Genomic DNA, 20,164 nt, shown 5'->3' with positions numbered 1-20,164 from the left:
AATGCTCTTACCTAGGTCATTCAACATTCAACACTCAGCACTCAACATTTCCCGAAATGATTCTTACCGACCAGCAAATCCTTGCCGAAATTGAGCGGGGTAACATTGTCATTGAACCCTACGACCGTGCTTGTCTGGGCACCAATTCCTACGACGTGCATCTAGGTCGCTACCTGGCTACTTACCGCGACGCGGTGCTGGACGCGCGCAGCCACAATCAGATTGATGTTTTTGAGATTCCCACCGAGGAAGGTTTTGTGCTTCAGCCCGGTACGCTGTATCTCGGCGTAACGGAAGAGTATACGGAGAGTCACGCACAAGTGCCTTTCTTGGAAGGAAAATCCAGCGTTGGCCGGCTCGGTATCGACATTCACGCCACTGCTGGTAAAGGCGACGTAGGTTTTTGCAACACCTGGACGCTGGAGATTTCCGTGACGCAGCAAGTGCGCGTGTACGCGGGTATGCCCATCGGGCAGCTCATCTACTTCGCCGTGCAAGGAGATGTGCAAACCTTCTACAACCGCAAAGCCAACGCCAAATACAACGAGCGCACCGACAAGCCCGTGGAGTCGATGATGTGGAAGAACAGCTTCTAAGGAGTACCTAGCTAACTAAGTATACTATTGAATATCACTACTTAGTTGCTCAATTACTCAGCTACTCAATTATCCGGCTGCTCTTTAAACTTGCCGGGGCCATTTTTCGTTAGTAATAGAAAGCTGCACTGCGCGCTGGTTTCGGCTGGCCCAGGCAGGTAGCTGCTGACCTAGAACGCTAACGCCCCGATACAATGAGCAAGAAATTCGTCACCGCCGCGCTAGTCTTTGCTGCCGCTACTTTTGGCGCCTATGCCCAGCAGGCTCCTGGCTCAACGGTTATGCCGCAGGATAAAACCCAACCATCTCCCCGCCTCAACCCCGTGCAGGAGCGCGCCAAGCGCCTTTCTGATCAAATGGCCCGCGACCTGCGTCTGAATGGCTATCAAACGGCCAAGCTCCGCGCCATCAACGAGGACAAAGTGGCTAAGATGGCCGCCATCGAACAGAAAAATGCCGGCAACCCAAAGCTGGTTGATCAGCAGTGCCAAGGCGTGTGCAAGGAACGAGACAAAGAGCTGCGCAACGTGCTAAGTAGCGCTCAGTACAGCGCTTATTACGACTCCCGCGCCGATTTCTATAAATTTGACCGCGACTACGTTAACCGCACCGCCGGAGCGGCACTGGTCAAATCGGTGCAGAACCCGCTGCCCGCCAGCAGCAAAGGCGCGATTATCACGCAGGGTCGCAGCACCTCTACCTCCGACACCAAAAGCAGCAAGTAACCTAGCTCGCGGCTGAAGTTTCTATTAGCAAAAAGCCCCGGTTGACCTATCAACCGGGGCTTTTCCGTACTAGAAGCTAGACCTAGCTTTGTTTCTTGGCTTCTTCTTCGATGTGCTCCATCAGCTCTTTGCAAAGCGAGCGAATCTTATTCGCCATCACTTCGTCGCTGGTGGCCGTCATGATGCTCTCGGCCATAGCACCCATCGTATCGACGTAGAAGTATTTCATTTCCTCAACGGGCATGTCTTTGGTCCAGAGGTCAATCTTCATGGTACCCGACTGGTCCCGGTCCCACAGGGCGATGTTGATGGCTTTGGCAAAGTGAATATCGGGGCCCGCGTCGGTGGCCTGCCAGCTGATAGCCTCCGGCACTTTCTGGTCGTCGAGGGCTATGCTGAAGCGGATTTCGGATTTTTTCATGAGAATGTACTTGAAAAAGTTTGTCATCCTGAGCAGAGCGAAGGACCTTATCTCGCTGAACGACAATCGCAAACACGACTTGTTCTGACGGAATAAGGTCCTTCGCTCTGCTCAGGATGACAAACGGAGGAATTAATTAAACGTAGTTATTCAGCATCACCGGCATCACTAGCATCAGGATGCTTTCGTTGTCGTCGGCGGTGGTGGGCATGAGCAGGCCGGCGCGGTTGGGCGTGCTCAGCTCCAGGGTGATTTCTTCGGAGTCGATGTTCGACAGCATTTCGGCCAGGAAGCGAGCATTGAAGCCGATTTCCATATCCTCACCGTCGTACTGGCAAGGGAGCTTTTCGTTGGCTTCGTTGCTGAAATCCAGGTCTTCGGCCGAAACCGTAAGCTCGGAACCGGCTAGGCGCAAGCGTACTTGGTGCGTGGTCTTGTTAGAGTAGATCGAAATGCGCTTTACCGAGTTCAGAAAATCGGCGCGGCTGATGATGAGGCGGTTAGGGTTGCTCACCGGAATTACGTTTTCGTAATCGGGGTAGCGCTCATCAATCAGGCGGCACACGAGGCGCATCTGGTTGAAGTTGAAGAAAGCATTGGAGTTATTGAACTCTACTTTCACCGGTGTGGCCTCGGAAGGCAGCGCGCCTTTCAGTAGGTTGAAAGCTTTGCGCGGAATGATGAGGTTAGCCGTTTGGCCCGCGCCCACATCGGAGCGACGGTAGCGCAACAAACGGTGACCATCGGTAGCCACAAAAGTCACCTGATTATCAGCCAGCTGCACCAGGATACCCGTCATGGCGGGGCGCAGCTCGTCGGTGCTCACGGCGAAGATGGTCTTGTTGATAGCCCGCGACAACGACGACGAGGGAATCTCAATCGGTGCGGAGCCTTTCACCACCGGCACGCGGGGGAAGTCCGTAGCATTTTCGCCGGCTAGTTTGTAGCGGCCATTCGCCGAGGCGATTTCAATGGTGTAGGTTTCCTCGTCCAGCGTGAAAGTCACGGGCTGGTCGGGCAGGTTCTTGAGCGTATCGAGCAGGATGCGGGCGGGCGCGGCAATGCGACCAGCTTCGCGGGCTTCGACGGGCAGCTCCGTAATCATGCTGGTCTCCAGGTCGGAGGCCGTAATCGTCAGCTTGCCATCCTCAATCTCGAAGAGAAAGTTCTCCAGAATCGGCACCACGGGATTATTCGTGACCACGCCGTTGATGCTCTGGAGCTGCTTGAGCAAGGCGGAAGACGAGACGATGAACTTCATATAAAGGGCTTTTCTCTGGCGTTTTTGGTAAGAGGACAAAGATAGATAGATGCGCGGAAGTTTTGGCGTTAACCGGCGAAGATTATGGAATGTTAGCTTACGGACAACTATCCCGTTATCTTACATTGCGCAAGCACCCTAGCTTATTTTAACTTATTTCTAATCAAACCGATATAAATTATTAACATCTTAGGAACGGAGCTTCTGCAAGCTCAACGCTTGTGCTTTTATACAAACATTCCTATACTTGCCTTGTTCCTTTTCAGCTTCTTACGCAGTGCCTCATGTCCACTCCATCTCCCCTTTACCATCTGGTATACCAAAGCACGGCGACCACCTTCATGACAGAGTCGCAACTGGAGGAGCTGCTGACCAAAGCCCGCGCTACTAATACCGCCAACAGCCTGACGGGCGTGCTGCTCTACAGCAACGGCGACATTATGCAGGTGCTGGAGGGCGAGCAGGAAATGGTGCAGCATATTTATGAAAAGATCAGGCAGGATATTCGCCACCGCGATGTAAGCACCCTGGCAGATGGCCAGATCCAGCGGCGCAATTTCTCGCAGTGGTCGATGGGCTTTAAGGCCGTAGATCCGGCTGATTTTATGCACTTAGCAGGCTACCTCAACGTGAGCAAGCCCAACTACCTGAAGAGCCACGGCAGAGTTGCCGACTCAATGCTGCACGATTTGCTTTCCACCTTTGTGCAGGACGAAATCATCCGGCTCTGAGCCACTGTCGTTTCCTTCACGGCTGAATACCATTCCAAGCTAGGTTTATGTCCACCCCTTCCCTTTACCATTTAGTTTATCAGAGTGTCGCTACCGCGGTTATGAGCGAAAAGGAGTTGGAAGCACTGCTAACGCAGGCCCGCACCTGGAACACCGGCCACACCCTGACGGGCGTGTTACTTTACAGCAACGGTGAAATTATGCAGGTGCTGGAAGGCACGGAGGAGGAAGTACGCTATATTTTCAACCGTATCGCCCAGGATCCGCGGCATCGTAACGTAACGAAGCTAGCGGACGGCGAAATTCAGCAGCGCAACTTTTCGCAGTGGTCAATGGGCTTCAAAGCCGTGGAACCAGCCGATTTCGCGCACCTGGCTGGTTATTTGAACGTTAATAAGCAAGACTACCTGTCTGCTCAGCCCGGCTACTCAAAGAGCACCGATGCTACGCTACATTCGCTTCTGGCATCTTTCGTGACAGATGATGTAATCCGGTTCTAAAACCTAGGTTCCAAGGCGGGCAGCACCTAGCCTCTCTAGGCCGTGAACTTGGCCGTGTCGCCCGCGTCGACATCGAACGTAGCGCCGCTGATGTGCCGGGCTTCGTCGGAACCCAGGAAGACCACGATGGGCGCCATATCTTCGGGGGCGAGCCACGGCAGCTTCATGGGCGTGTGCGCTGCCCGTGTTTTAGCTACTTCTTCCTGACTTGGAGTTTCCTTTACCTCCGGCTCAAACTCCTGATAGGCTTCGGTCAGGCGCGTTTCATTCATGGTCATGGGTGTGGCGATTAGACCCGGCACCAGCGCATTGACGGTGATATTATACTGACCTAGGTCGAGGGCAGCGGATTTCATAAATCCGATAATCCCCCACTTCGAGGCGGCATAGCCGGAGCCATGTTTGAAGCCCCGCTTGCCTTGCCCCGAAGCGGTAACGATGATGCGTCCTTGCTTGCGCTTGGCCATGAGTGGCACAAAGGCGCGGACGGTGTTGGCCGTGCCCGTCAGATTCACGTCGACCACATCGTGCCACTGCTCGTCGGTCATTTCCAGCAGCGGCGCAAACACCTGAATACCGGCATTTGCCACCAGAATATCAACGTGACCTAGCTCCTGCTCCGCCCGTGTGGCCGCCGCACGCAAAGCACCTAGGTCGCGGATGTCGGCTTCAACCGGAATAAAAGTACCTCCCTCCTGCTCGACCAACCGCGCCGTTTCGGCCAGATCTTCCGGCGAGGCGCTTAGGTACTTCGTCGCTGAGCTTGCTTGCGCTGCAATGTCGATGCCCATGATGGCAGCACCTTCACGGGCATACGCTACCGCAATGGCGCGGCCGATACCGCGGGCCGCGCCGGTAATGACGGCCGTTTTTCCTTCGAGACGTTTCATTGAGGGGAATGGTGACGTGAGAAGCTAGGTTGCTTCGGGTGTCAGCGGTTTACGCACCATTCTGGGAGGTAGTTTGTTTTCCTATCCTTTTCAAGAAATTAGTCTATTTCTACACTTATTAACCGAGCCAGTGTAGCACTGGCGCACCTATCATAAAGCCTAGTACAAGCAGTATTCCGATGGCAGCAACAGTATTCAGGACTACTACCCGCCCGGCATTAGAATAGCTATTGTCGTATTCTCTTACAAGAACCTGCTGCACCTGTACTTTGCTCCAGTAGCGGAGATGTAAGTAGCTGAAGCCAATAACGCCAAATACAACTGAGGGCAAGAAATACTCTACAACTCCCTCCATGAACACTTGTACCAGCCAGCCAAAAAACTCTTCCATGTAGTTGCGGCGAAGTATATTCTTCAGCAGCAATATTAAGATTAAAACGATGCGTACCGCCGCTTGCGGCGCCACGCGCGCACCAACCCAAACAAACCTAGCAGCACCAGCGGCGCACCGATGTTGAGAGCCTGCCAGCGGCGGCCTTGCTCCGCTACTTTCATTTTATCGAGTGGGCGCAACGTGATTTGTTTGCCACGCACGGCTATCAGGCCGGTTTCGTCGAGCATGTAATCTACAGCATTGAGAACTAGCTCCCGATTGGCGAATTCGGTGTTGGCGAGGCGGTCGAAACCTAGGCGGAAGGGACGGCCGGTTTTGGGGTCCAGCTCGCTGCGCACAAAGTCGCCATCGGAAACAATCAGGACCTTGCCGGGCTTTGCGCCGGGCGTGGTGGCGGGTTGAAACTGCGTGGTGCCTGGCTTGGCCCGGTTCGCGTAGAGCGACTTAAACTGACCCTCCAGCAGATAACCCACGGGTTTAAACGCTTGCTTATATAGCTTCGGGTCAGGCTCCAAGCGGGCGTCGTTGAGGTTGATGGGCACCGGCGAGGGCAGCACGCGGGTGTAGCGCGAGGTGAACATGAGCGGCGTTTTGCGGATGCCAGTGGCTTTCACCGTATCAATGCTGCTTACGAATTTGGTGTACACCGCATCGAGGTTCCGGGTAATGGGGTGCTTGCTGAACTGGTTGATGAGAGGGTAAAACTGCCACGGCATTGGCTCTACCTGAGGCTTGTCGCCCACATTGCCGGTCACGAGCGGGATGACCCCAGAGTTGAGGTCGAGCAGCAGGTCGGGGTTGATGCGCACGCCGTACTTGAACAGCAGGTCTTCGAGGTTGAGCTGGTACGGGAACGACAGCATGCCGGTGCGGGCGGCGCTATCGAGGCTCACGCGCATTTCATCCACAAAAAACAGCGCATTACCACCATTCGTGATGAACTGATCCAGCTTGAATTTCTCGGGTTCCGTGTAAGGCGTCGTGGGCCGGGCGATGATAACCGCGTCTAGGGCGCGGAGGTCGGGCACTACGTCGAGCTTCACGCGGTACACGTCGTAGCGCTCCTGCAACGAGCCGAGCAGGTCGCCGGCTTCGGCGTTGTTTAGCTCACCGTGCCCATCGACCACACCGATACGCTTGCGGCGGCCCGGCTCCAGTTCCTGAATGGTATTGGCTAGCTCATACTCTAAGCCTTCAATGCTTTGGTTCAGACGCACATCGGAAGGTGCGGCCTGGTTGCCACGCAGCAGCAGCACGTTCTTTTCCTTGGCGCCCACGGCAATAGTGGCCCACGGAAAGATGATTTTCTCCACCCGCTTACCGTTTTCAGTGGCAGCTAGGTTCGTCGGGCGCAAACCTTTCTTGAAAAGCGCCTGATACGTCTTGTTGCGGTCCTGCTCGGTGGTAGCGGCGCTGGGGTCCAGGAACACATAGTGCAGCTTCGAGCCGCCATACACCTGCATTTCGTTCAGCGTCTCGCGCACAGATTGCTGCAAGCGGCGGAAAGCCGGGGGAAAATCGCCATCCAGATACACCGTCACGGTGACAGGCTCGGGTAACTTTTCTAGCAGCTGCTTAGTTGCCGGCGACATGGTGTAGCGCTTCTCCTGGGTGAGGTCGAGGCGGAAAAAGAACTGCTGACCCACGAAGTTGAGCAGCAGCAAAACGCCAATAATTGCGAAAAAGCGAAGCAGGTCGCGACGCTTATTCGTAGCGGTTAGCGGCTGGCCGCCAGCGGTTTGCGGTTGTTCTGTACTCACGAGATAATCTCAAAAGGAAGCATGATCTGAAAAGCTAATAGCCAACAGCTATCAGCTAATAGCTTAATAGTCTACCAGTTACGGCTTTGCAAAACCAGCCGGGTCGCCAGCAGAAAACCGACGATCAGGCTAAAGAAATACGTCAGGTCGCGGGAGTCGATGAGGCCTTTGCTGATGTCGCGGTAGTGCGTGGCAATACCTAGCTGGCTGATGTAGTACGCAGGGCTACCTTCAAACACTGAAGCCAGCGAATCGAAGCCCGAATACACGAGAAAGCAACCTACCACGGCTACCAGGAAGGCAATAACCTGGTCGCGGGTAATGGCAGAAGCAAAGAGGCCGATAGCCGAGAAAACGCCCGCCAGCAACGCCAAGCCAATGTAGGAACCCACCGTCGCCGCCGAGTCGATGTTGCCGACAGGGTTGCCGAGCTTATACACTGAGTAATAATACAATAGCGTCGGGACGAGCGCCAGCAGCGCCAGCAGGAAACAGGCTAGGTACTTCCCCCCAATGATCTGCCCGTCGGTGAGTGGCCGGGTGAGCAGCAGCTCAATGGTCCCAGCCTTCTTCTCCTCGGCAAAGGTTCGCATGGTGATAGCCGGAATCAGAAACAGGAAAATCCAGGGCGCCGTGTTAAAGAGCGTTTGCAGGTCGGCAAAGCCGTAGTCGAGCACGCTGCTATCGGGGAAAACCCACACGAACAACCCCGTAGCCACCAGAAATACGCCAATAACGACGTAGGCCACCGGCGAGCTGAGGAAGGCATTAAACTCTTTGCGAAGAATGGCAAGCATCTAATTAATATGCTGATGAGTTGATTTGCTGATGTGCTACTTAATGAGGCGTCTGTCATGCTGAGCTTGCCGAAGCATCTCGCGTGCAATAGTAACATCAATCGACATACAACAACTGCACGCGAGATGCTTCGGCAAGCTCAGCATGACAGACGTTGGGCGACGTTCAAAGTTACTTTGTTAAGTTCTTAAACACCTGCTCCAGCGACTGTTCCTCCTGCCGCAAACCTAGCAACACCCAGCCTTGCTGCGCCGCCAGTCGCGAGATGGCGCCGCGCTGATCGGTGCCGGCCGCAGCCCGAATGCGGTAAGTCGTACCAGTTTCGGCTTCTACGGCCGTGATGCCGGGAAGCGCCAGCAGCGGCGCCGGGTCAATGGCTTGCTCGAACTCAGCGCGGATACTGGTTTCGCCTGCCGCGCCGGCACCTAGGTCGGATACGGGGCTATCGGCTACAAGCTGGCCGCGGTTGATAATTACCACGCGGCTGCACAAGGCCGTGACTTCGGGCAGAATGTGGGTGGAGAAAATAACCGTCTTGTCCTGCCCGATTTCCCGAATGAGGGTGCGGATTTCACCAATCTGGTTGGGGTCGAGGCCGGTGGTGGGCTCGTCGAGAATGAGTGTGCCGGGGTCGTGGATGAGCGCTTGCGCTAAGCCTACGCGCTGGCGGTAGCCTTTCGACAACGCCCCAATAAGCTTGTTCTGCTCCCGACCTAGCCCCACCCGATCCACCATCTGCTGCACCCGCTGCCGCAACGCCGCGCCACGCAAGTCATGCACCGAGCCGATGAATTCGAGGTACTCGTGCACGTACATATCCAGGTAAAGCGGGTTGTGCTCGGGCAGATAACCCACGCGGCGGCGCACCTCCAAGGGCTGCTCCGTCACGTCGAAGCCGTCGAGCTTTACCGTGCCGACGGAAGGCGGCAGATAGCCGGTGGCAATCTTCATCGTCGTCGACTTGCCCGCGCCGTTTGGCCCCAGGAAACCTAGGATTTCGCCCTTGCCCGCGGTGAAGCTGATGTTGTTCACGGCCGCCTGCGCGCCGTACATTTTGGTAAGATTCTGAACTTCAACCATTGATCAGGTAGCGGGTACGAATAATTGCTGGAATAGAGAACTCTTAGTATTGTGGCAATGCGGTTAACAACCTAGGCGCCACGGGCGCGGCTGGTGGCGCTTGCAGCTGCTTCGCCAACCACTGCACATCATGCCACTTGCCAAATTTATAGCCTACGTGCCGGTACGTACCAATCAGCTCAAAACCAAAGGACTGGTGAAACGCCACACTCCTGGGGTTCGGCTGCGTGACGCCCGCGTAGGCATTCACGTAGCCTTGTTGTGTCAATAAATCAAATAGTTGCGTGTACAGCCGCCGCGCAACTCCCGTGCCGTGGTACTCGGGCCGCACGTACACCGACGTTTCCACCGACCACTGATACGCCGGCCGCTCCCGGTAGCGGGAGGCATACGCATAGCCTAGCACCTGACCGCCATTTTCCGCTACCAACCACGGCAAGATGCCCTGAAGTTTCCGCACACGCTCCGCAAACGCTTCAATAGCAGGCACTTCGTATTCAAAGGTGATGGTGCTGCCGGTTATGTAGGGCGCGTAGATGGTGAGCATGGCCGCGGCATCTTCCGGCGTGGCAAGGCGCAACGTAACATTGGCAGCAGCTGAACCTAGGTCAGAATCCATTCGGGGTAAATTGAGCACCTAATCTATTCTGTAGCGCGGAAATCCGTTCCGCGACGAGCAACGCGAGTATCAACGTCGATCCGAATGATAGACACTCGCCGCGCTCGTCGCGGAACAGATTTCCGCACTACAGCGCCTTGAACATAGGTTACTTTGGCTGCGACGGGCGCAATTGGATTTCGGAAAGCATCGTCGCTTTTGGCGCTTCTAGGGCGTGCACAATGGCAGCGGCAATGTCTTCGGGCTGCATCTTGTGCGGGTCGGGTTGGGCACCGGGCTCAGCACCGCCGAAGTTGGTTTCCACCGAGCCCGGCATGATGCACGTCACACGGACGCCCTCCTGCCGCACTTCCTTGAACAACGCATCTGAGAAGCCCCGCACGGCAAATTTGGTGGCGCAGTAGCCGGCCATGTTCGCGCTACCTGCCGTGCCAGCTAATGAAGCAACGTTGATCAGGTGACCTTCGCCTTGCTTTTTCATCTGCGGCAACACGGCTTTCGTGCAGTAGAATACGCCGTGCACGTTGGTGTCAAACATGGCGTGCCAGTCGTCGGACGAGAAGCCATCGATGGGGCCCATGTTGCCGATGCCGGCATTATTTACCAGTATTCGAACTTCTGCCCCCACCTCACGCTGCGTATCTACGTACGCTTCCTGAACCGATATTTCGTTGCGAACGTCGCACTCAATGAACTGGAACCGCTCGTGCGTCAGGCCTTCGGGTGCGGTGCGGCCCCAGCCCGCTACAATGGCACCTTTGGCCAGCAGCGCCTCGGCTGTGGCCCGCCCTATACCCTTACTGACGCCCGTAACAATCGCTATTTTGCCCGTTAGATCCATGCTGAAGTGATGTTTTGGAGTAGAGTTTGGCCGCAAGTTAGCGGCCGTCAGCCGCTTTTACGCGGAATAGTTGGTCTGGCTGCGTTTCTGCCGCTGCTTACCGGTTGCGGCGACGGACATGAAACGGATTGCCTGAAAAGCACGGGCAAAGTAGTAACCGAGCGGCGCAACCTAGCTCCGTTTCACATAGTTACGGCCTACGATAACGTGGACGTGCTGTTGGTGCAGGATACCGCTACTTATGCCGAGGTTCGCGCCGGCAAGAACTTACAGGAAGACATTGAGCTGACGGTGCAAAATGGGCAGCTCACGATTCATAACACCAGCCGCTGCAACTGGGTGCGCACCTACAACACGCCCCGCGAGCTGACCCTGCACCTGCCCCGCCTTACCGACCTGTTTTTGCGCGGGCAGGGCAACGTCCGTACCCTAAGTAACTTTCGGGCCGATACTGTCTTCTGCCACCTCGTTGGCGCCGGCGACTTCAACCTCGACCTGACCAGCAACTATATCGGCTTCGACACCTACGAGCTGGGCGACGTCGAGCTGCACGGCCGCACCAACGAGCTGCACTACACCCTAGGTGGCAGCGGCAGCTTTCGGGCCGGCGGTTTTCAGACCCGCGACTTCTACTTTCAATCGAACGTAGGCAGCACCGGCGACGCGCACATTGCCGTCTCGCGCCTGCTAGCCGGTAATCATGCCGGCACGGGCACACTTTATTACTCCGGCAATCCCACCATTCTAAACTTGACGAGTAAAGGGAAAGTGGTGAAAGTCAATTGACAGTTACCAGTTAATGGTACTTGCTTATCTCACACCTAGGTTATGTACCAAGGCGAAAATGGCAACTGGTAGCTGAAAACTGGTAACTAGTAACTGGTAACTGAATCAAATATCGCCCAGTTGCGGCCGAATCAACAGCTCCTCCACTACGGCTTGCGGCGACAATGAATAGGCGGCAAACACCGCTTCCGCCACATCTTCCGCCTTGATGAAGCGCTCGGCCGGCAAATCGGCTCCTTCCCAGCTGGCGGTGAGCGTGGCGCCGGGCAGCACGGCCGTCACGCGCAGGTTGTGTTCCTTTAGCTCTTCGCGCAAGGCTTTCGTCAGACCTAGCAAGGCAAATTTAGCAATGCTGTAGGAGCCGCCGCTCGGATACGCCCGAATGCTGGCCACCGAGCACATCGTGAAAATATGGCCTTGCCGTTGCGCAATCATACCTGGCAGCAAAGCTAGGGTTAGGTCGTAGGCGCTGTAGAGGTTCACGTCGATGAGGGCGCGCAGGGCGCTGCCGTCGGCGGGTTCGTCCTGCAAGCGACCTGGCGTGAAGGCGCCAGTATTATGCACCAGCACTTCCACACTGCCACCTAGGTTCTGCACAAAAGCGGCAAAACGGCGCGTTTCGGCGGTCTGGCTTAGGTCGGCGGCCAGCGTGTGCAGCACGGCGCCGGGAACATCCTGGCTCAACTTTGTTTGTAGGGCGGCTAAGTCGGCGGCCGAGCGGGCGCAGGTCACTACTGCAAAGCCTGCTTTGGCAAAGCGCCACACCAAAGCGCGGCCAATGCCTTTCGTACCGCCAGTGATGATGATATATTTTTGCATTTCGTTGATTATCGTTCCGGTTTTTACGTAAGGAAGCGCAACTATTGTAGCCTGAAAGGGCTCATAGTCTATACGCGCCCCGCAAGTTTCTGCTTTTCCTCTTATTTCGCTTTCCATGGTCAAAACCTTTGGCGAATTTCTCCTCTTTTTACAGAGCATGCTCACCCGGAAGGAGCGCTTCAAAGTCCTCTTCCAACGCACCCTCGATGAGGCGGTGCTTATCGGCGTCGATTCCGTCTTTATTGTTGCGATAGTCAGCGCCTTCATCGGCGCCGTGACCTGCGTGCAGATTGCCTACAACCTCACCAACCCGCTCATCCCGAAGTCGACGATCGGCTACATGGTACGTGAAATGACCATTCTGGAGCTGGCTCCTACTATCACCAGCATCGTGCTGGCGGGCAAGGTAGGCTCCAGCATCGCCGGGGGCCTAGGTACCATGCGCATCACCGAGCAGGTTTCCGCGCTGGAGGTAATGGGCATCAACTCAGCCTCTTACCTGGTGCTACCGCGCATCGTGGCTTCCATGCTGATGTTCCCGCTGCTGGTTATTCTGGCCATGGCGCTTTCTATCCTAGGCGGGTATCTGGCGGGCACGTTGTCGGGCGCTATGTCGGCGCAGGAGTACATCGAGGGCATCCGTACAGATTTTATTCCCTACAATATTGTTTTTGCCCTGATCAAGGCGGTGGTCTTTGCCTTCCTGGTTTCGGCTATTTCCGCCTACAAAGGCTTCTTTACGCAAGGTGGAGCGCTGGAAGTAGGTGCGGCCAGCACGGGCGCCGTTACCAACTCCATCATCGCCATTCTGCTGGCCGATTTTGTGCTGGCAAACGTACTGTTGTAAATTGTCAAATGGCTGTGGGCTAATTGCTTGACCTACGTTACGGGTCGGCCTTTAGCAATCAACCATCTAACCAGAGAATCAGATGATTGAGATTCATAACGTCCAGAAAGCCTTCGACGGCAACCCGGTGCTGCGGGGCATTACGTGCACGTTCGAGACGGGCAAGTGCAACCTGCTGCTAGGTGGTTCGGGCACGGGCAAAAGCGTACTGCTTCAGTGCATTGTGGGCCTGATGAAGCCGGATATCGGCAGCATCACCTTCGATGGCACCGTGTTTACGAACAATAAAGTAGGCGTCCGCCAAGAGATTCGCCGTAAGATCGGGATGCTGTTTCAGGGTTCGGCGCTGTTCGACTCCATGACGGTGTTCGAAAACACGGAGTTTCCGCTGAAAATGCTCACGCCCGAAATGACTAAGGAGGAGCGCCGCGACCGGGTAGAGTTTTGCCTGAAGCGCGTAGGCCTGGAAAATGCCGGCAACAAAATGCCCTCCGAAATTTCGGGTGGCATGAAGAAGCGTGTGGGTATTGCCCGCGCCATTGCGCCCAATTGCACCTACCTCTTCTGCGACGAACCCAACTCCGGCCTCGATCCGCTCACCAGCATCAAGATCGACGAGCTGATTCACGAAATCACCCACGAGTACAATATCACCACCGTCATCATCACCCACGACATGAACTCGGTGGTGGAAATCGGCGAGCACATCATCTTTCTGCACAAGGGCCTCAAGCTCTGGGACGGCAATAAAGACGAAATTCTGAACGCACAGGTGCCTGAGTTAAAAGAGTTTATCTTCAGCAACAGCCTGGTACGTGCTGCCAAGCGCGTAGACGACGAAGGCGGCCTGGAAGCAATTCTGGCCGAGACGCAGCCACAAGGCTGATAACGGCGACAGTAGCGAAACCAGACGCCAGCTAAAAAGCTAGGTTTCCTCCTTAGGTAAAAGGAGGAAACCTAGCTTTTTAGCTGGCGCTTTGCTGAAGGCTTTCTACGTGCGCCAGGTGATGGCGGCCGTGCCAGGCGTACAGCACCAAAGCGGCATCCAGTGTAACCGTTTGCTGCGAGCCAGGATGATAAAACGTGCGCTGCCACTGTGCGTCGCTCAGGTGCGACAGCAGGTTTGTCCAGCGCGTGTGCAGCGCCTCCAACAAGCTCAACGACACTGTGATGGGTGTAGCAGCTACGTCGGGCAGCTCCGCCCAGGCTTGCTCATCGTAGGGGGAAATAGTGGGGTTGTCTTCCGTGAGAGCTAGCTTGAAGCGCGTGTAGCTGTTGAGGTGCGAATCGGCCAGGTGGTGAATCACCTGACGGCCGCTCCAACCACCGGGGCGGTAAGGCTCTTGTAGCCGGACGCCCCCTACGCGCCGGGCGGCGGCCGTAAGCTGGGCAGGCAATTCGGCTATCTGTTTGATGAGTGCTGCGCGCTCAGCGGAGGTTAGCGGCGACTCCGGCGGTTGAGGTTGTTGCCCAATCGGAAAGCGTAGATCCTTGGTAATTTCCATAAGGAGGCTAATGTGGAAGATGCTTCCGCAAGTAAACACTTCTGCGGCTTCAGCCTGCTTAAAACAAAAAGGCTGCTCCAGAGTGGGGCAGCCTTTTTGTTTGGTGTGGTTTATCGCGCCTAGCCGTTGCGCTTATTCAGCTCATCACGGATTTTGGCGGCCTTTTCATAGTCCTCTTTTTCAAGGGCTTGCGCCAGCATCTTGGTTAGCTCGTCCAGCGAAACCTGACCCGAAGGCTCGCGTGGTTCCGGCCGCGAAGGAGTTGGCTTATCCGTGTCGTCTTCGTCCTGGTCGTCATCGTCGTCGGTATCGTCGGCGTTTTCGTCGAGGTCACTCAGGATGATGCCGGCTTCGCTGAGCACGCTCTCCACGGTGAAGATGGGCACACCAAAGCGTAGGCCAATGGCAATAGCATCCGAAGGGCGAGCATCTAGCTCAAAGGTTGTGGCACCGTCGGAGCAGATTATTTTGGAGTAGAACACGCCTTCTTTCAGGTCTGAGATCAGTACTTCCAGGATCGTTACGTGTACATGCTCGGCAAAGGACTTGAACAAGTCGTGCGTGAGCGGCCGGTTCGGACTGATTTTCTCAATCTGAATGGCAATGCTCTGCGCCTCGAACATGCCGATGATAATAGGCAGGCGACGGTTACCGGTTTTTTCGCCTAGGATAAGCGCGAACGAGCCGGATTGCGACTGGCTGGACGACAGACCTAGTATTTCAAGCTGGATTTTTTTCAAGGGTCTTCGGGACTTAGGGTCTTTGGGACTTGGGTTTTGACCTTACTACGTGCAAATAAAACAAAGGCCTAAGTTCATAACAACGTGAGCCACAGAATAAAAGAATTGAGAACCTAGGTCATTAGTTTGAAAAGCAACTAAGTACCCAGGTTCTCAAGTTCTTGAGTCCCTAACCCAGCTCCTTAACGGCCTGGGTTAATTTTGGCAATACGTCGAATACGTCGCCAACGATGCCGTAATCGGCAGCCTTGAAGAACGGCGCCTCCGGATCTTTGTTGATTACGACAATCACCTTCGACGAGTTTACGCCCGCCAGGTGCTGAATAGCGCCCGAAATACCACAGGCGATGTACAGGTTCGGCGACACGGTAATACCCGTTTGGCCCACGTGCTCGTGGTGCGGGCGCCAGTCTACGTCCGATACGGGCTTGGAGCAAGCCGTAGCAGCATGCAGCGCTTTCGCCAGATCCTCAATCAGATACCAGTTCTCCGGGCCTTTCATGCCGCGGCCACCCGATACCACTTTGTCGGCTTCGGGCAATAGCACGCCACCAGCCTGCTCCTGCATGATCACCTGCTTGGGCGCATCGGCAAAGTCAGTGTCGGTGAGCTGGGCCGAGAACTGCTCCACCGTGGCCGCTTGGCCAGCGTTGTGCAGCGCTTCAATCGAGTTCTTCTTCACAGCAATGATCTTCCGGTCGCTGGTTAGCACTACATCGGAAAGGGCTTTGCCGGAGTAAGCACCGCGACGCACCGTGAACTTACCGCCCTCTACTTTGGGCAGCTCGACCACATTGGTAGCCAGGCTAGCTTTCAGGCGTACCGATAAGCGCGAACCCACCGCAGCACCGATGTTGGAGTTAGCCAGCACAATCACCTGCGACTGCTCTTTCTCGGCCGCAGCAGCAATGAGCTTGGTGTAAGCACCGTTCACGAAGTCCTTCAGGCGCGGCTCCGCGTCGTAGAGGACCTTGCTGATGCCTTGCTCGCCCAGCTGACCTAGGTTGGCTTCAGAAGCTACGCCCACGGCAATGGCCGTGGCCGTGGTGCCGAGCAGCTGCGCTACCTGGCTGCCGTAAGAAGCCACTTCCAGCGAGGATTTTTTCACCTCGCCGTTATCACATTCAACTACAACTAAAACAGACATGATTTCTTCAATTAACAATTATCAATGATCAATTATCAATGGATGTGTGAATCGAATTCACCTAACTGCTCATTGTTAATTGCTCACTGTTCAATTGATTTTCTAGATTACCTTGGCCTCGTTGCGCAGGAGCTTGATCAGCTCGCCGGCGTTTTCGGCCGGGATGAGCTTTACGCCTTGCTTTTTGGGCGGCAGGGCGTATTCGGCTACTTCGGTGCGGGCATCGCTGCCAACTGGCTGCACCACTTTCAGCGGCTTGGTGCGGGCCGTCATGATGCCGCGCATGTTCGGGATGCGGGGCTCGCACATCGGCTGCTGGCATGAAGCCACAAAAGGCGTCGTTACTTCTACTATTTCTTTGCCGCCTTCAATCTCACGCTCCAGGGTGGCCGTGTTGCCACTCATATCGAGCTTCATGGCCGGAGCAACAGTCGGAATACCGAGCAGCTCGCCCACCATACCATGCACCTGCGAACCATTATAGTCAATGCTTTCGCGACCCATCAGAATCACGTCGTAGGCACCTTCCTTGGCAATGGCGGCAATTTGCTCGGCCACGAAGAAAGCGTCAGTCGGCTTGGCATTGACGCGGATAGCGTCGTCGGCGCCGATAGCCAGAGCTTTGCGGATATTGGGCTCTGTATCGGCTTCCCCCACGTTGATTACCGTGACGGTACCACTGCCCTGTGCTTCTTTCAGCTCGATGGCGCGGGTGAGGGCGTATTCGTCCCAGGGGTTAATCACGAACTGTACACCGGCCTTATTAAACTCCTTATTGTCAGGAGTAAAGGTTATTTTGGTGGTCGTGTCGGGCACGTTGCTAATGCAAACGAGAAACTTCATCTACGGCTGCTTGAATGAACAAATACTAGGGAAACCCCCTACTTTCGGGCGAAGATACAGAAATCTCCCTTCCCTATGGAAACCGCTCCAACCCGTCTGCAACAGCTTCTGGCCTTCTACGCCGACGACCCCAATGATGCCTTCACGATCTATGCGTTGGCCACTGAATACCGCGCCTCCGAGCCGCTACGCGCCATGGAGTTCTATCAGAAACTGCTCGATGAGCATCCTGACTACGTGGGTACCTATTACCACGCCGGCAAGCTGCTGGAGCAATTGAATAAGGCTGAAGAGGCCGAAAAAGTTTACCGAAAAGGCCTGCAAGTAAGCCGTCGGGCGGGCCAGATGCATGCCGCCAGCGAGCTTCAACAAGCGCTCAACCAGTTCCTAGGTCTCGACTACGAGGATGATTAATATCTTGTAGGAACGCGCCACGGCGCGTTCGTCGGCCATGCTGGTTATGTGTTCTTTATTCCGTTATACCTAGGTAAATCGTGCAACGCCGAACGCGCCGTGGCGCGTTCCTACACCTCTTCTACATTATCTCATCGACATATTGGCGCAATGAAGATCTTACTTGTTGAAGATGAGCCGAAAGTATCCGCTTTTATCCGCCGCGGGCTGGAGGAGGAAAATTATGAAGTGGAGGTAGCGTACGATGGGCATTTCGGGCGGCAGCTAGCCCTCACGCACGACTACGAGTTGATCATCCTGGATGTGATTCTACCGAATATAAGCGGCTTTGAGGTGCTGAGGGCCGTGCGCGCCCAAGACCAGCAAGTACCTATTTTGATGCTGACAGCCCTAGGGACCACCACCGACAAGCTGCAAGGCTTCGATGGTGGCGCCGACGACTACCTGGTTAAACCCTTTGACTTTCAGGAATTGCTCGCTCGGGTGCGCGCCCTCACGCGTCGGCGTGGCACTGAGCAGAAAGGCTCGGTGCTCACCCTAGCCGACCTGACGCTGGACACGGCCGCCAAAACCGTGACCCGCGGCGGTCAGCCGATCAAGCTCACAGCTCGGGAATTTGGCCTTCTAGAATTGTTTATGCGCCACAAAGGCCGGGTGCTGAGTCGGGCCGAAATTGCCGAGAACTCGTGGGAAGATTCCTTCGACTCGGGCTCGAATGTAATTGATGTGTACGTGAATTATCTGCGCAATAAAATCGACAAAGGCTTCTCTAAGAAACTCATTCACACGGTAGTCGGCATGGGCTACGTCATGCGGGAGGAAGATTAAGCTGGTATGCTACTCTTCTCATGTGCGAAGGGGTTGATGAGGTTACCCAGGTTTTTCCTGGTACACTCCGCCAGCGAGCAGGAAATGCACCTAGGATGACGACATGCCAGCTAGCACATTAGCACATCAGAAAACCAGCACATTACTTTAAATGACCATTCGTAATAGGCTTACCTGGCTTTTTCTCGGCTTGGTCGGCGTAATCTTGTTGGCGGCGCTATCGGTGACATTTCTGCTTCACGCGCAGTACACCACCCAGGAATTTCAGCAGCGCCTGCGCGACCGGGCCGAGGTAACCGGCTATGTGTTTCTGGAACAAGATGAGCTGCACGACTCGACTTTCGGCGACTTCAAGCGGCGCTACCTGCGCACGCTGACTGATGAGGTGTTGCAGATTTACGATTCGGGGCTGAACCAGCGTTTTATTAAAGAAGATGCTCGCATTCATATTTCCGACTCATTACTGGTCCGGATTATAGACGAGAAAGAACTCTACTTCGACCTAGGTACCCGCCAGGCTATCGGCTTGTTTTACCACGATAACCAAGGCGACTTTGTGATTGTCGCCGCCGCCGAAAACCGTTCTGGGCGGGCTCGTTTGGAGCACCTAGGTTCCATGCTTGGGCTGGTGTTTGTGTGCAGCTTGGTGGTGATTTACGTAGCTGGGCGGTTGTTTGCGGGCCGGGCACTAGCTCCCATTGCGGCCGTCAACGACCAGGTAGACCGCATTACGGCCCACGACCTGCACCTGCGCGTAGAAGCAGGACTCACCAGTGAGCAAGATGAGATTACGCGCCTAGCTCGCACTTTCAACCGCATGCTAGAGCGCCTGGAGGAAAGCTTTGAAGGCCAACGCACCTTTGTGAGCAACGCTTCCCACGAGTTGCGCACACCGCTCACCGCCACCATTGGCGAGCTGCAAGTGCTGCTTACCCGCGACCGAGAGCCCGCCTCCTACCGCGAAGCGCTGACCTCGGTGCTGAACGAATTGCAGCAGCTCAAAACGCTCATAAACAACCTCCTTGAGTTCACGCAAGCCACCGCCGGCACCATGACCGGTGACGAGATTCGGCTTGATGAACTACTCTGGGAAGCCCGCGAGGCGGTTGCGCCCGAGCAGCGGCGGCGCGTGCACATCACCCTCGATTCGCTCCCTCCCGACCCTGAACAGATGGAAATCATGGGCAACCGCCAATTGCTAGGGCGGGCGCTGATGAACTTGGTCGATAACGCGCTCAAGTACTCCGGTGACCAGCCCGTCGAAGTGCATTTCAACTACGCCGAAGGCCACGTTTACATTCAAATTCAGGACCACGGCATTGGCATTGCCGAGAAGGATCTGTCGGCCATCTTCCAGCCTTTTTTCCGGGCCAATAATGCCCGGGGAGTCATTGGACATGGGGTAGGCTTGCCGCTGGCCCGCAAGATTATTGAGCTGCATGGCGGTACGTTGTCCGTCACGTCTACGCTTCACAGCGGGACTTTGGCAACGGTTGTTTTCTAGCTAGCGGGTCTTATTTCACTGTTGGTGAGCAGGCTTTGTTCATAAGCTAGCACACGTGAACTAGTGATGAAGAACGTTAGCACGAACACCTTGTATATTATACTATACCAACAAA

General features: G+C 55.4%; 24 protein-coding genes. 10 read left to right on the top strand and 14 right to left on the bottom strand.

Annotated features, from left to right (window positions below):
- Positions 1 to 56 precede the first annotated feature (56 nt).
- Positions 57 to 596, top strand: coding sequence for a dCTP deaminase (gene dcd / locus IEX74_RS13170; RefSeq protein ID WP_188814445.1), 540 nt, complete (start codon positions 57 to 59; stop codon positions 594 to 596).
- Positions 597 to 790: 194 nt separating this feature from the next.
- Positions 791 to 1,321, top strand: a complete 531-nt coding sequence (locus IEX74_RS13165; protein WP_188814444.1) for a DUF4890 domain-containing protein — start codon at positions 791 to 793, stop codon at positions 1,319 to 1,321.
- A gap of 82 nt (positions 1,322 to 1,403) precedes the next feature.
- On the opposite strand, the gene gldC is transcribed toward IEX74_RS13165, so the two are convergent.
- Complete coding sequence (gldC, locus tag IEX74_RS13160; protein ID WP_188814443.1) at positions 1,404 to 1,742, bottom strand: gliding motility protein GldC; 339 nt, start codon at positions 1,740 to 1,742, stop codon at positions 1,404 to 1,406.
- A gap of 136 nt (positions 1,743 to 1,878) precedes the next feature.
- Positions 1,879 to 3,003: a DNA polymerase III subunit beta gene (gene dnaN, locus IEX74_RS13155; protein WP_188814442.1), complete on the bottom strand. Its 1,125-nt coding sequence runs from the start codon at positions 3,001 to 3,003 to the stop codon at positions 1,879 to 1,881.
- A 284-nt stretch (positions 3,004 to 3,287) separates the two neighbouring features.
- On the opposite strand from dnaN, the gene IEX74_RS13150 reads away from it, so the two are divergent.
- The gene (locus tag IEX74_RS13150; protein WP_188814441.1) at positions 3,288 to 3,734 is read left to right on the top strand and encodes a BLUF domain-containing protein; all 447 of its coding nucleotides are present in this window, start codon (positions 3,288 to 3,290) and stop codon (positions 3,732 to 3,734) included.
- Between the two features lie 47 nt (positions 3,735 to 3,781).
- Positions 3,782 to 4,234 (top strand): BLUF domain-containing protein, encoded by a 453-nt coding sequence (locus IEX74_RS13145; RefSeq protein ID WP_188814440.1) that lies wholly within the window; start codon positions 3,782 to 3,784, stop codon positions 4,232 to 4,234.
- Positions 4,235 to 4,269: 35 nt separating this feature from the next.
- On the opposite strand, the gene IEX74_RS13140 is transcribed toward IEX74_RS13145, so the two are convergent.
- From IEX74_RS13140 to IEX74_RS13110, 7 genes are all read right to left on the bottom strand, one after another.
- Positions 4,270 to 5,124, bottom strand: a complete 855-nt coding sequence (locus IEX74_RS13140; protein ID WP_188814439.1) for a mycofactocin-coupled SDR family oxidoreductase — start codon at positions 5,122 to 5,124, stop codon at positions 4,270 to 4,272.
- Positions 5,125 to 5,242: 118 nt separating this feature from the next.
- The gene (locus IEX74_RS13135) at positions 5,243 to 5,515 is read right to left on the bottom strand and encodes a hypothetical protein (RefSeq protein ID WP_188814438.1); all 273 of its coding nucleotides are present in this window, start codon (positions 5,513 to 5,515) and stop codon (positions 5,243 to 5,245) included.
- Between the two features lie 41 nt (positions 5,516 to 5,556).
- Positions 5,557 to 7,278 carry a gliding motility-associated ABC transporter substrate-binding protein GldG gene (gene gldG, locus IEX74_RS13130; protein ID WP_229755272.1) on the bottom strand — a complete coding sequence of 574 codons (1,722 nt, stop codon included), beginning with the start codon at positions 7,276 to 7,278 and terminating at the stop codon, positions 5,557 to 5,559.
- A 71-nt stretch (positions 7,279 to 7,349) separates the two neighbouring features.
- Positions 7,350 to 8,075 carry a gliding motility-associated ABC transporter permease subunit GldF gene (gldF, locus tag IEX74_RS13125; RefSeq protein ID WP_188814437.1) on the bottom strand — a complete coding sequence of 242 codons (726 nt, stop codon included), beginning with the start codon at positions 8,073 to 8,075 and terminating at the stop codon, positions 7,350 to 7,352.
- A 172-nt stretch (positions 8,076 to 8,247) separates the two neighbouring features.
- Entirely contained in the window at positions 8,248 to 9,156 is a 909-nt protein-coding gene (gene gldA / locus IEX74_RS13120) for a gliding motility-associated ABC transporter ATP-binding subunit GldA (protein WP_188814436.1), read from the bottom strand.
- Positions 9,157 to 9,199: 43 nt separating this feature from the next.
- A complete protein-coding gene (locus IEX74_RS13115) occupies positions 9,200 to 9,775 on the bottom strand; it encodes a GNAT family N-acetyltransferase (RefSeq protein WP_188814435.1) in 576 nt (191 codons plus the stop codon).
- Between the two features lie 148 nt (positions 9,776 to 9,923).
- Entirely contained in the window at positions 9,924 to 10,616 is a 693-nt protein-coding gene (locus IEX74_RS13110; RefSeq protein ID WP_188814434.1) for an SDR family oxidoreductase, read from the bottom strand.
- 9 nt (positions 10,617 to 10,625) lie between these two features.
- Here IEX74_RS13110 and IEX74_RS13105 point away from each other — a divergent pair, with 9 nt between their 5' ends.
- The gene (locus IEX74_RS13105) at positions 10,626 to 11,402 is read left to right on the top strand and encodes a GIN domain-containing protein (RefSeq protein WP_188814433.1); all 777 of its coding nucleotides are present in this window, start codon (positions 10,626 to 10,628) and stop codon (positions 11,400 to 11,402) included.
- Between the two features lie 105 nt (positions 11,403 to 11,507).
- On the opposite strand, the gene IEX74_RS13100 is transcribed toward IEX74_RS13105, so the two are convergent.
- Positions 11,508 to 12,221 carry an SDR family oxidoreductase gene (locus IEX74_RS13100; RefSeq protein WP_188814432.1) on the bottom strand — a complete coding sequence of 238 codons (714 nt, stop codon included), beginning with the start codon at positions 12,219 to 12,221 and terminating at the stop codon, positions 11,508 to 11,510.
- Positions 12,222 to 12,336: 115 nt separating this feature from the next.
- Here IEX74_RS13100 and IEX74_RS13095 point away from each other — a divergent pair, with 115 nt between their 5' ends.
- Positions 12,337 to 13,068, top strand: a complete 732-nt coding sequence (locus tag IEX74_RS13095; protein WP_188814431.1) for an MlaE family ABC transporter permease — start codon at positions 12,337 to 12,339, stop codon at positions 13,066 to 13,068.
- An 82-nt stretch (positions 13,069 to 13,150) separates the two neighbouring features.
- Entirely contained in the window at positions 13,151 to 13,954 is an 804-nt protein-coding gene (locus tag IEX74_RS13090) for an ABC transporter ATP-binding protein (RefSeq protein WP_188814430.1), read from the top strand.
- A 79-nt stretch (positions 13,955 to 14,033) separates the two neighbouring features.
- On the opposite strand, the gene IEX74_RS13085 is transcribed toward IEX74_RS13090, so the two are convergent.
- From IEX74_RS13085 to IEX74_RS13070, 4 genes are all read right to left on the bottom strand, one after another.
- A complete protein-coding gene (locus IEX74_RS13085) occupies positions 14,034 to 14,573 on the bottom strand; it encodes a YfiT family bacillithiol transferase (RefSeq protein WP_188814429.1) in 540 nt (179 codons plus the stop codon).
- Positions 14,574 to 14,692: 119 nt separating this feature from the next.
- A complete protein-coding gene (locus tag IEX74_RS13080) occupies positions 14,693 to 15,313 on the bottom strand; it encodes a bifunctional nuclease family protein (RefSeq protein WP_188814428.1) in 621 nt (206 codons plus the stop codon).
- Positions 15,314 to 15,482: 169 nt separating this feature from the next.
- Complete coding sequence (locus tag IEX74_RS13075) at positions 15,483 to 16,460, bottom strand: electron transfer flavoprotein subunit alpha/FixB family protein (protein ID WP_188814427.1); 978 nt, start codon at positions 16,458 to 16,460, stop codon at positions 15,483 to 15,485.
- Between the two features lie 102 nt (positions 16,461 to 16,562).
- Positions 16,563 to 17,303: an electron transfer flavoprotein subunit beta/FixA family protein gene (locus IEX74_RS13070; protein ID WP_188814426.1), complete on the bottom strand. Its 741-nt coding sequence runs from the start codon at positions 17,301 to 17,303 to the stop codon at positions 16,563 to 16,565.
- A gap of 75 nt (positions 17,304 to 17,378) precedes the next feature.
- Between IEX74_RS13070 and IEX74_RS13065 the strand changes: the two genes are divergently transcribed.
- From IEX74_RS13065 to IEX74_RS13055, 3 genes are all read left to right on the top strand, one after another.
- Complete coding sequence (locus IEX74_RS13065; protein ID WP_188814425.1) at positions 17,379 to 17,717, top strand: tetratricopeptide repeat protein; 339 nt, start codon at positions 17,379 to 17,381, stop codon at positions 17,715 to 17,717.
- Between the two features lie 150 nt (positions 17,718 to 17,867).
- Entirely contained in the window at positions 17,868 to 18,545 is a 678-nt protein-coding gene (locus IEX74_RS13060; protein WP_188814424.1) for a response regulator transcription factor, read from the top strand.
- Between the two features lie 151 nt (positions 18,546 to 18,696).
- Entirely contained in the window at positions 18,697 to 20,049 is a 1,353-nt protein-coding gene (locus IEX74_RS13055; protein ID WP_188814423.1) for a sensor histidine kinase, read from the top strand.
- Positions 20,050 to 20,164 lie beyond the last annotated feature (115 nt).

The organism is Hymenobacter cavernae (genome assembly GCF_014641455.1).
Lineage (GTDB): Bacteria > Bacteroidota > Bacteroidia > Cytophagales > Hymenobacteraceae > Hymenobacter > Hymenobacter cavernae.
This window is presented reverse-complemented; position numbering and strand designations above follow the sequence as displayed.

Bases quoted from the DNA above. Each gene is read 5' to 3' on its own strand.
- dcd (WP_188814445.1), top strand. From the start codon at position 57: ATGATTCTTACCGACCAGCAAATCCTTGCCGAAATTGAGCGGGGTAAC.
- IEX74_RS13165 (WP_188814444.1), top strand. From the start codon at position 791: ATGAGCAAGAAATTCGTCACCGCCGCGCTAGTCTTTGCTGCCGCTACT.
- gldC (WP_188814443.1), bottom strand. From the start codon at position 1,742: ATGAAAAAATCCGAAATCCGCTTCAGCATAGCCCTCGACGACCAGAAA.
- dnaN (WP_188814442.1), bottom strand. From the start codon at position 3,003: ATGAAGTTCATCGTCTCGTCTTCCGCCTTGCTCAAGCAGCTCCAGAGC.
- IEX74_RS13150 (WP_188814441.1), top strand. From the start codon at position 3,288: ATGTCCACTCCATCTCCCCTTTACCATCTGGTATACCAAAGCACGGCG.
- IEX74_RS13145 (WP_188814440.1), top strand. From the start codon at position 3,782: ATGTCCACCCCTTCCCTTTACCATTTAGTTTATCAGAGTGTCGCTACC.
- IEX74_RS13140 (WP_188814439.1), bottom strand. From the start codon at position 5,124: ATGAAACGTCTCGAAGGAAAAACGGCCGTCATTACCGGCGCGGCCCGC.
- IEX74_RS13135 (WP_188814438.1), bottom strand. From the start codon at position 5,515: ATGGAAGAGTTTTTTGGCTGGCTGGTACAAGTGTTCATGGAGGGAGTT.
- gldF (WP_188814437.1), bottom strand. From the start codon at position 8,075: ATGCTTGCCATTCTTCGCAAAGAGTTTAATGCCTTCCTCAGCTCGCCG.
- gldA (WP_188814436.1), bottom strand. From the start codon at position 9,156: ATGGTTGAAGTTCAGAATCTTACCAAAATGTACGGCGCGCAGGCGGCC.
- IEX74_RS13115 (WP_188814435.1), bottom strand. From the start codon at position 9,775: ATGGATTCTGACCTAGGTTCAGCTGCTGCCAATGTTACGTTGCGCCTT.
- IEX74_RS13110 (WP_188814434.1), bottom strand. From the start codon at position 10,616: ATGGATCTAACGGGCAAAATAGCGATTGTTACGGGCGTCAGTAAGGGT.
- IEX74_RS13105 (WP_188814433.1), top strand. From the start codon at position 10,626: ATGTTTTGGAGTAGAGTTTGGCCGCAAGTTAGCGGCCGTCAGCCGCTT.
- IEX74_RS13100 (WP_188814432.1), bottom strand. From the start codon at position 12,221: ATGCAAAAATATATCATCATCACTGGCGGTACGAAAGGCATTGGCCGC.
- IEX74_RS13095 (WP_188814431.1), top strand. From the start codon at position 12,337: ATGGTCAAAACCTTTGGCGAATTTCTCCTCTTTTTACAGAGCATGCTC.
- IEX74_RS13090 (WP_188814430.1), top strand. From the start codon at position 13,151: ATGATTGAGATTCATAACGTCCAGAAAGCCTTCGACGGCAACCCGGTG.
- IEX74_RS13085 (WP_188814429.1), bottom strand. From the start codon at position 14,573: ATGGAAATTACCAAGGATCTACGCTTTCCGATTGGGCAACAACCTCAA.
- IEX74_RS13075 (WP_188814427.1), bottom strand. From the start codon at position 16,460: ATGTCTGTTTTAGTTGTAGTTGAATGTGATAACGGCGAGGTGAAAAAA.
- IEX74_RS13070 (WP_188814426.1), bottom strand. From the start codon at position 17,303: ATGAAGTTTCTCGTTTGCATTAGCAACGTGCCCGACACGACCACCAAA.
- IEX74_RS13065 (WP_188814425.1), top strand. From the start codon at position 17,379: ATGGAAACCGCTCCAACCCGTCTGCAACAGCTTCTGGCCTTCTACGCC.
- IEX74_RS13060 (WP_188814424.1), top strand. From the start codon at position 17,868: ATGAAGATCTTACTTGTTGAAGATGAGCCGAAAGTATCCGCTTTTATC.
- IEX74_RS13055 (WP_188814423.1), top strand. From the start codon at position 18,697: ATGACCATTCGTAATAGGCTTACCTGGCTTTTTCTCGGCTTGGTCGGC.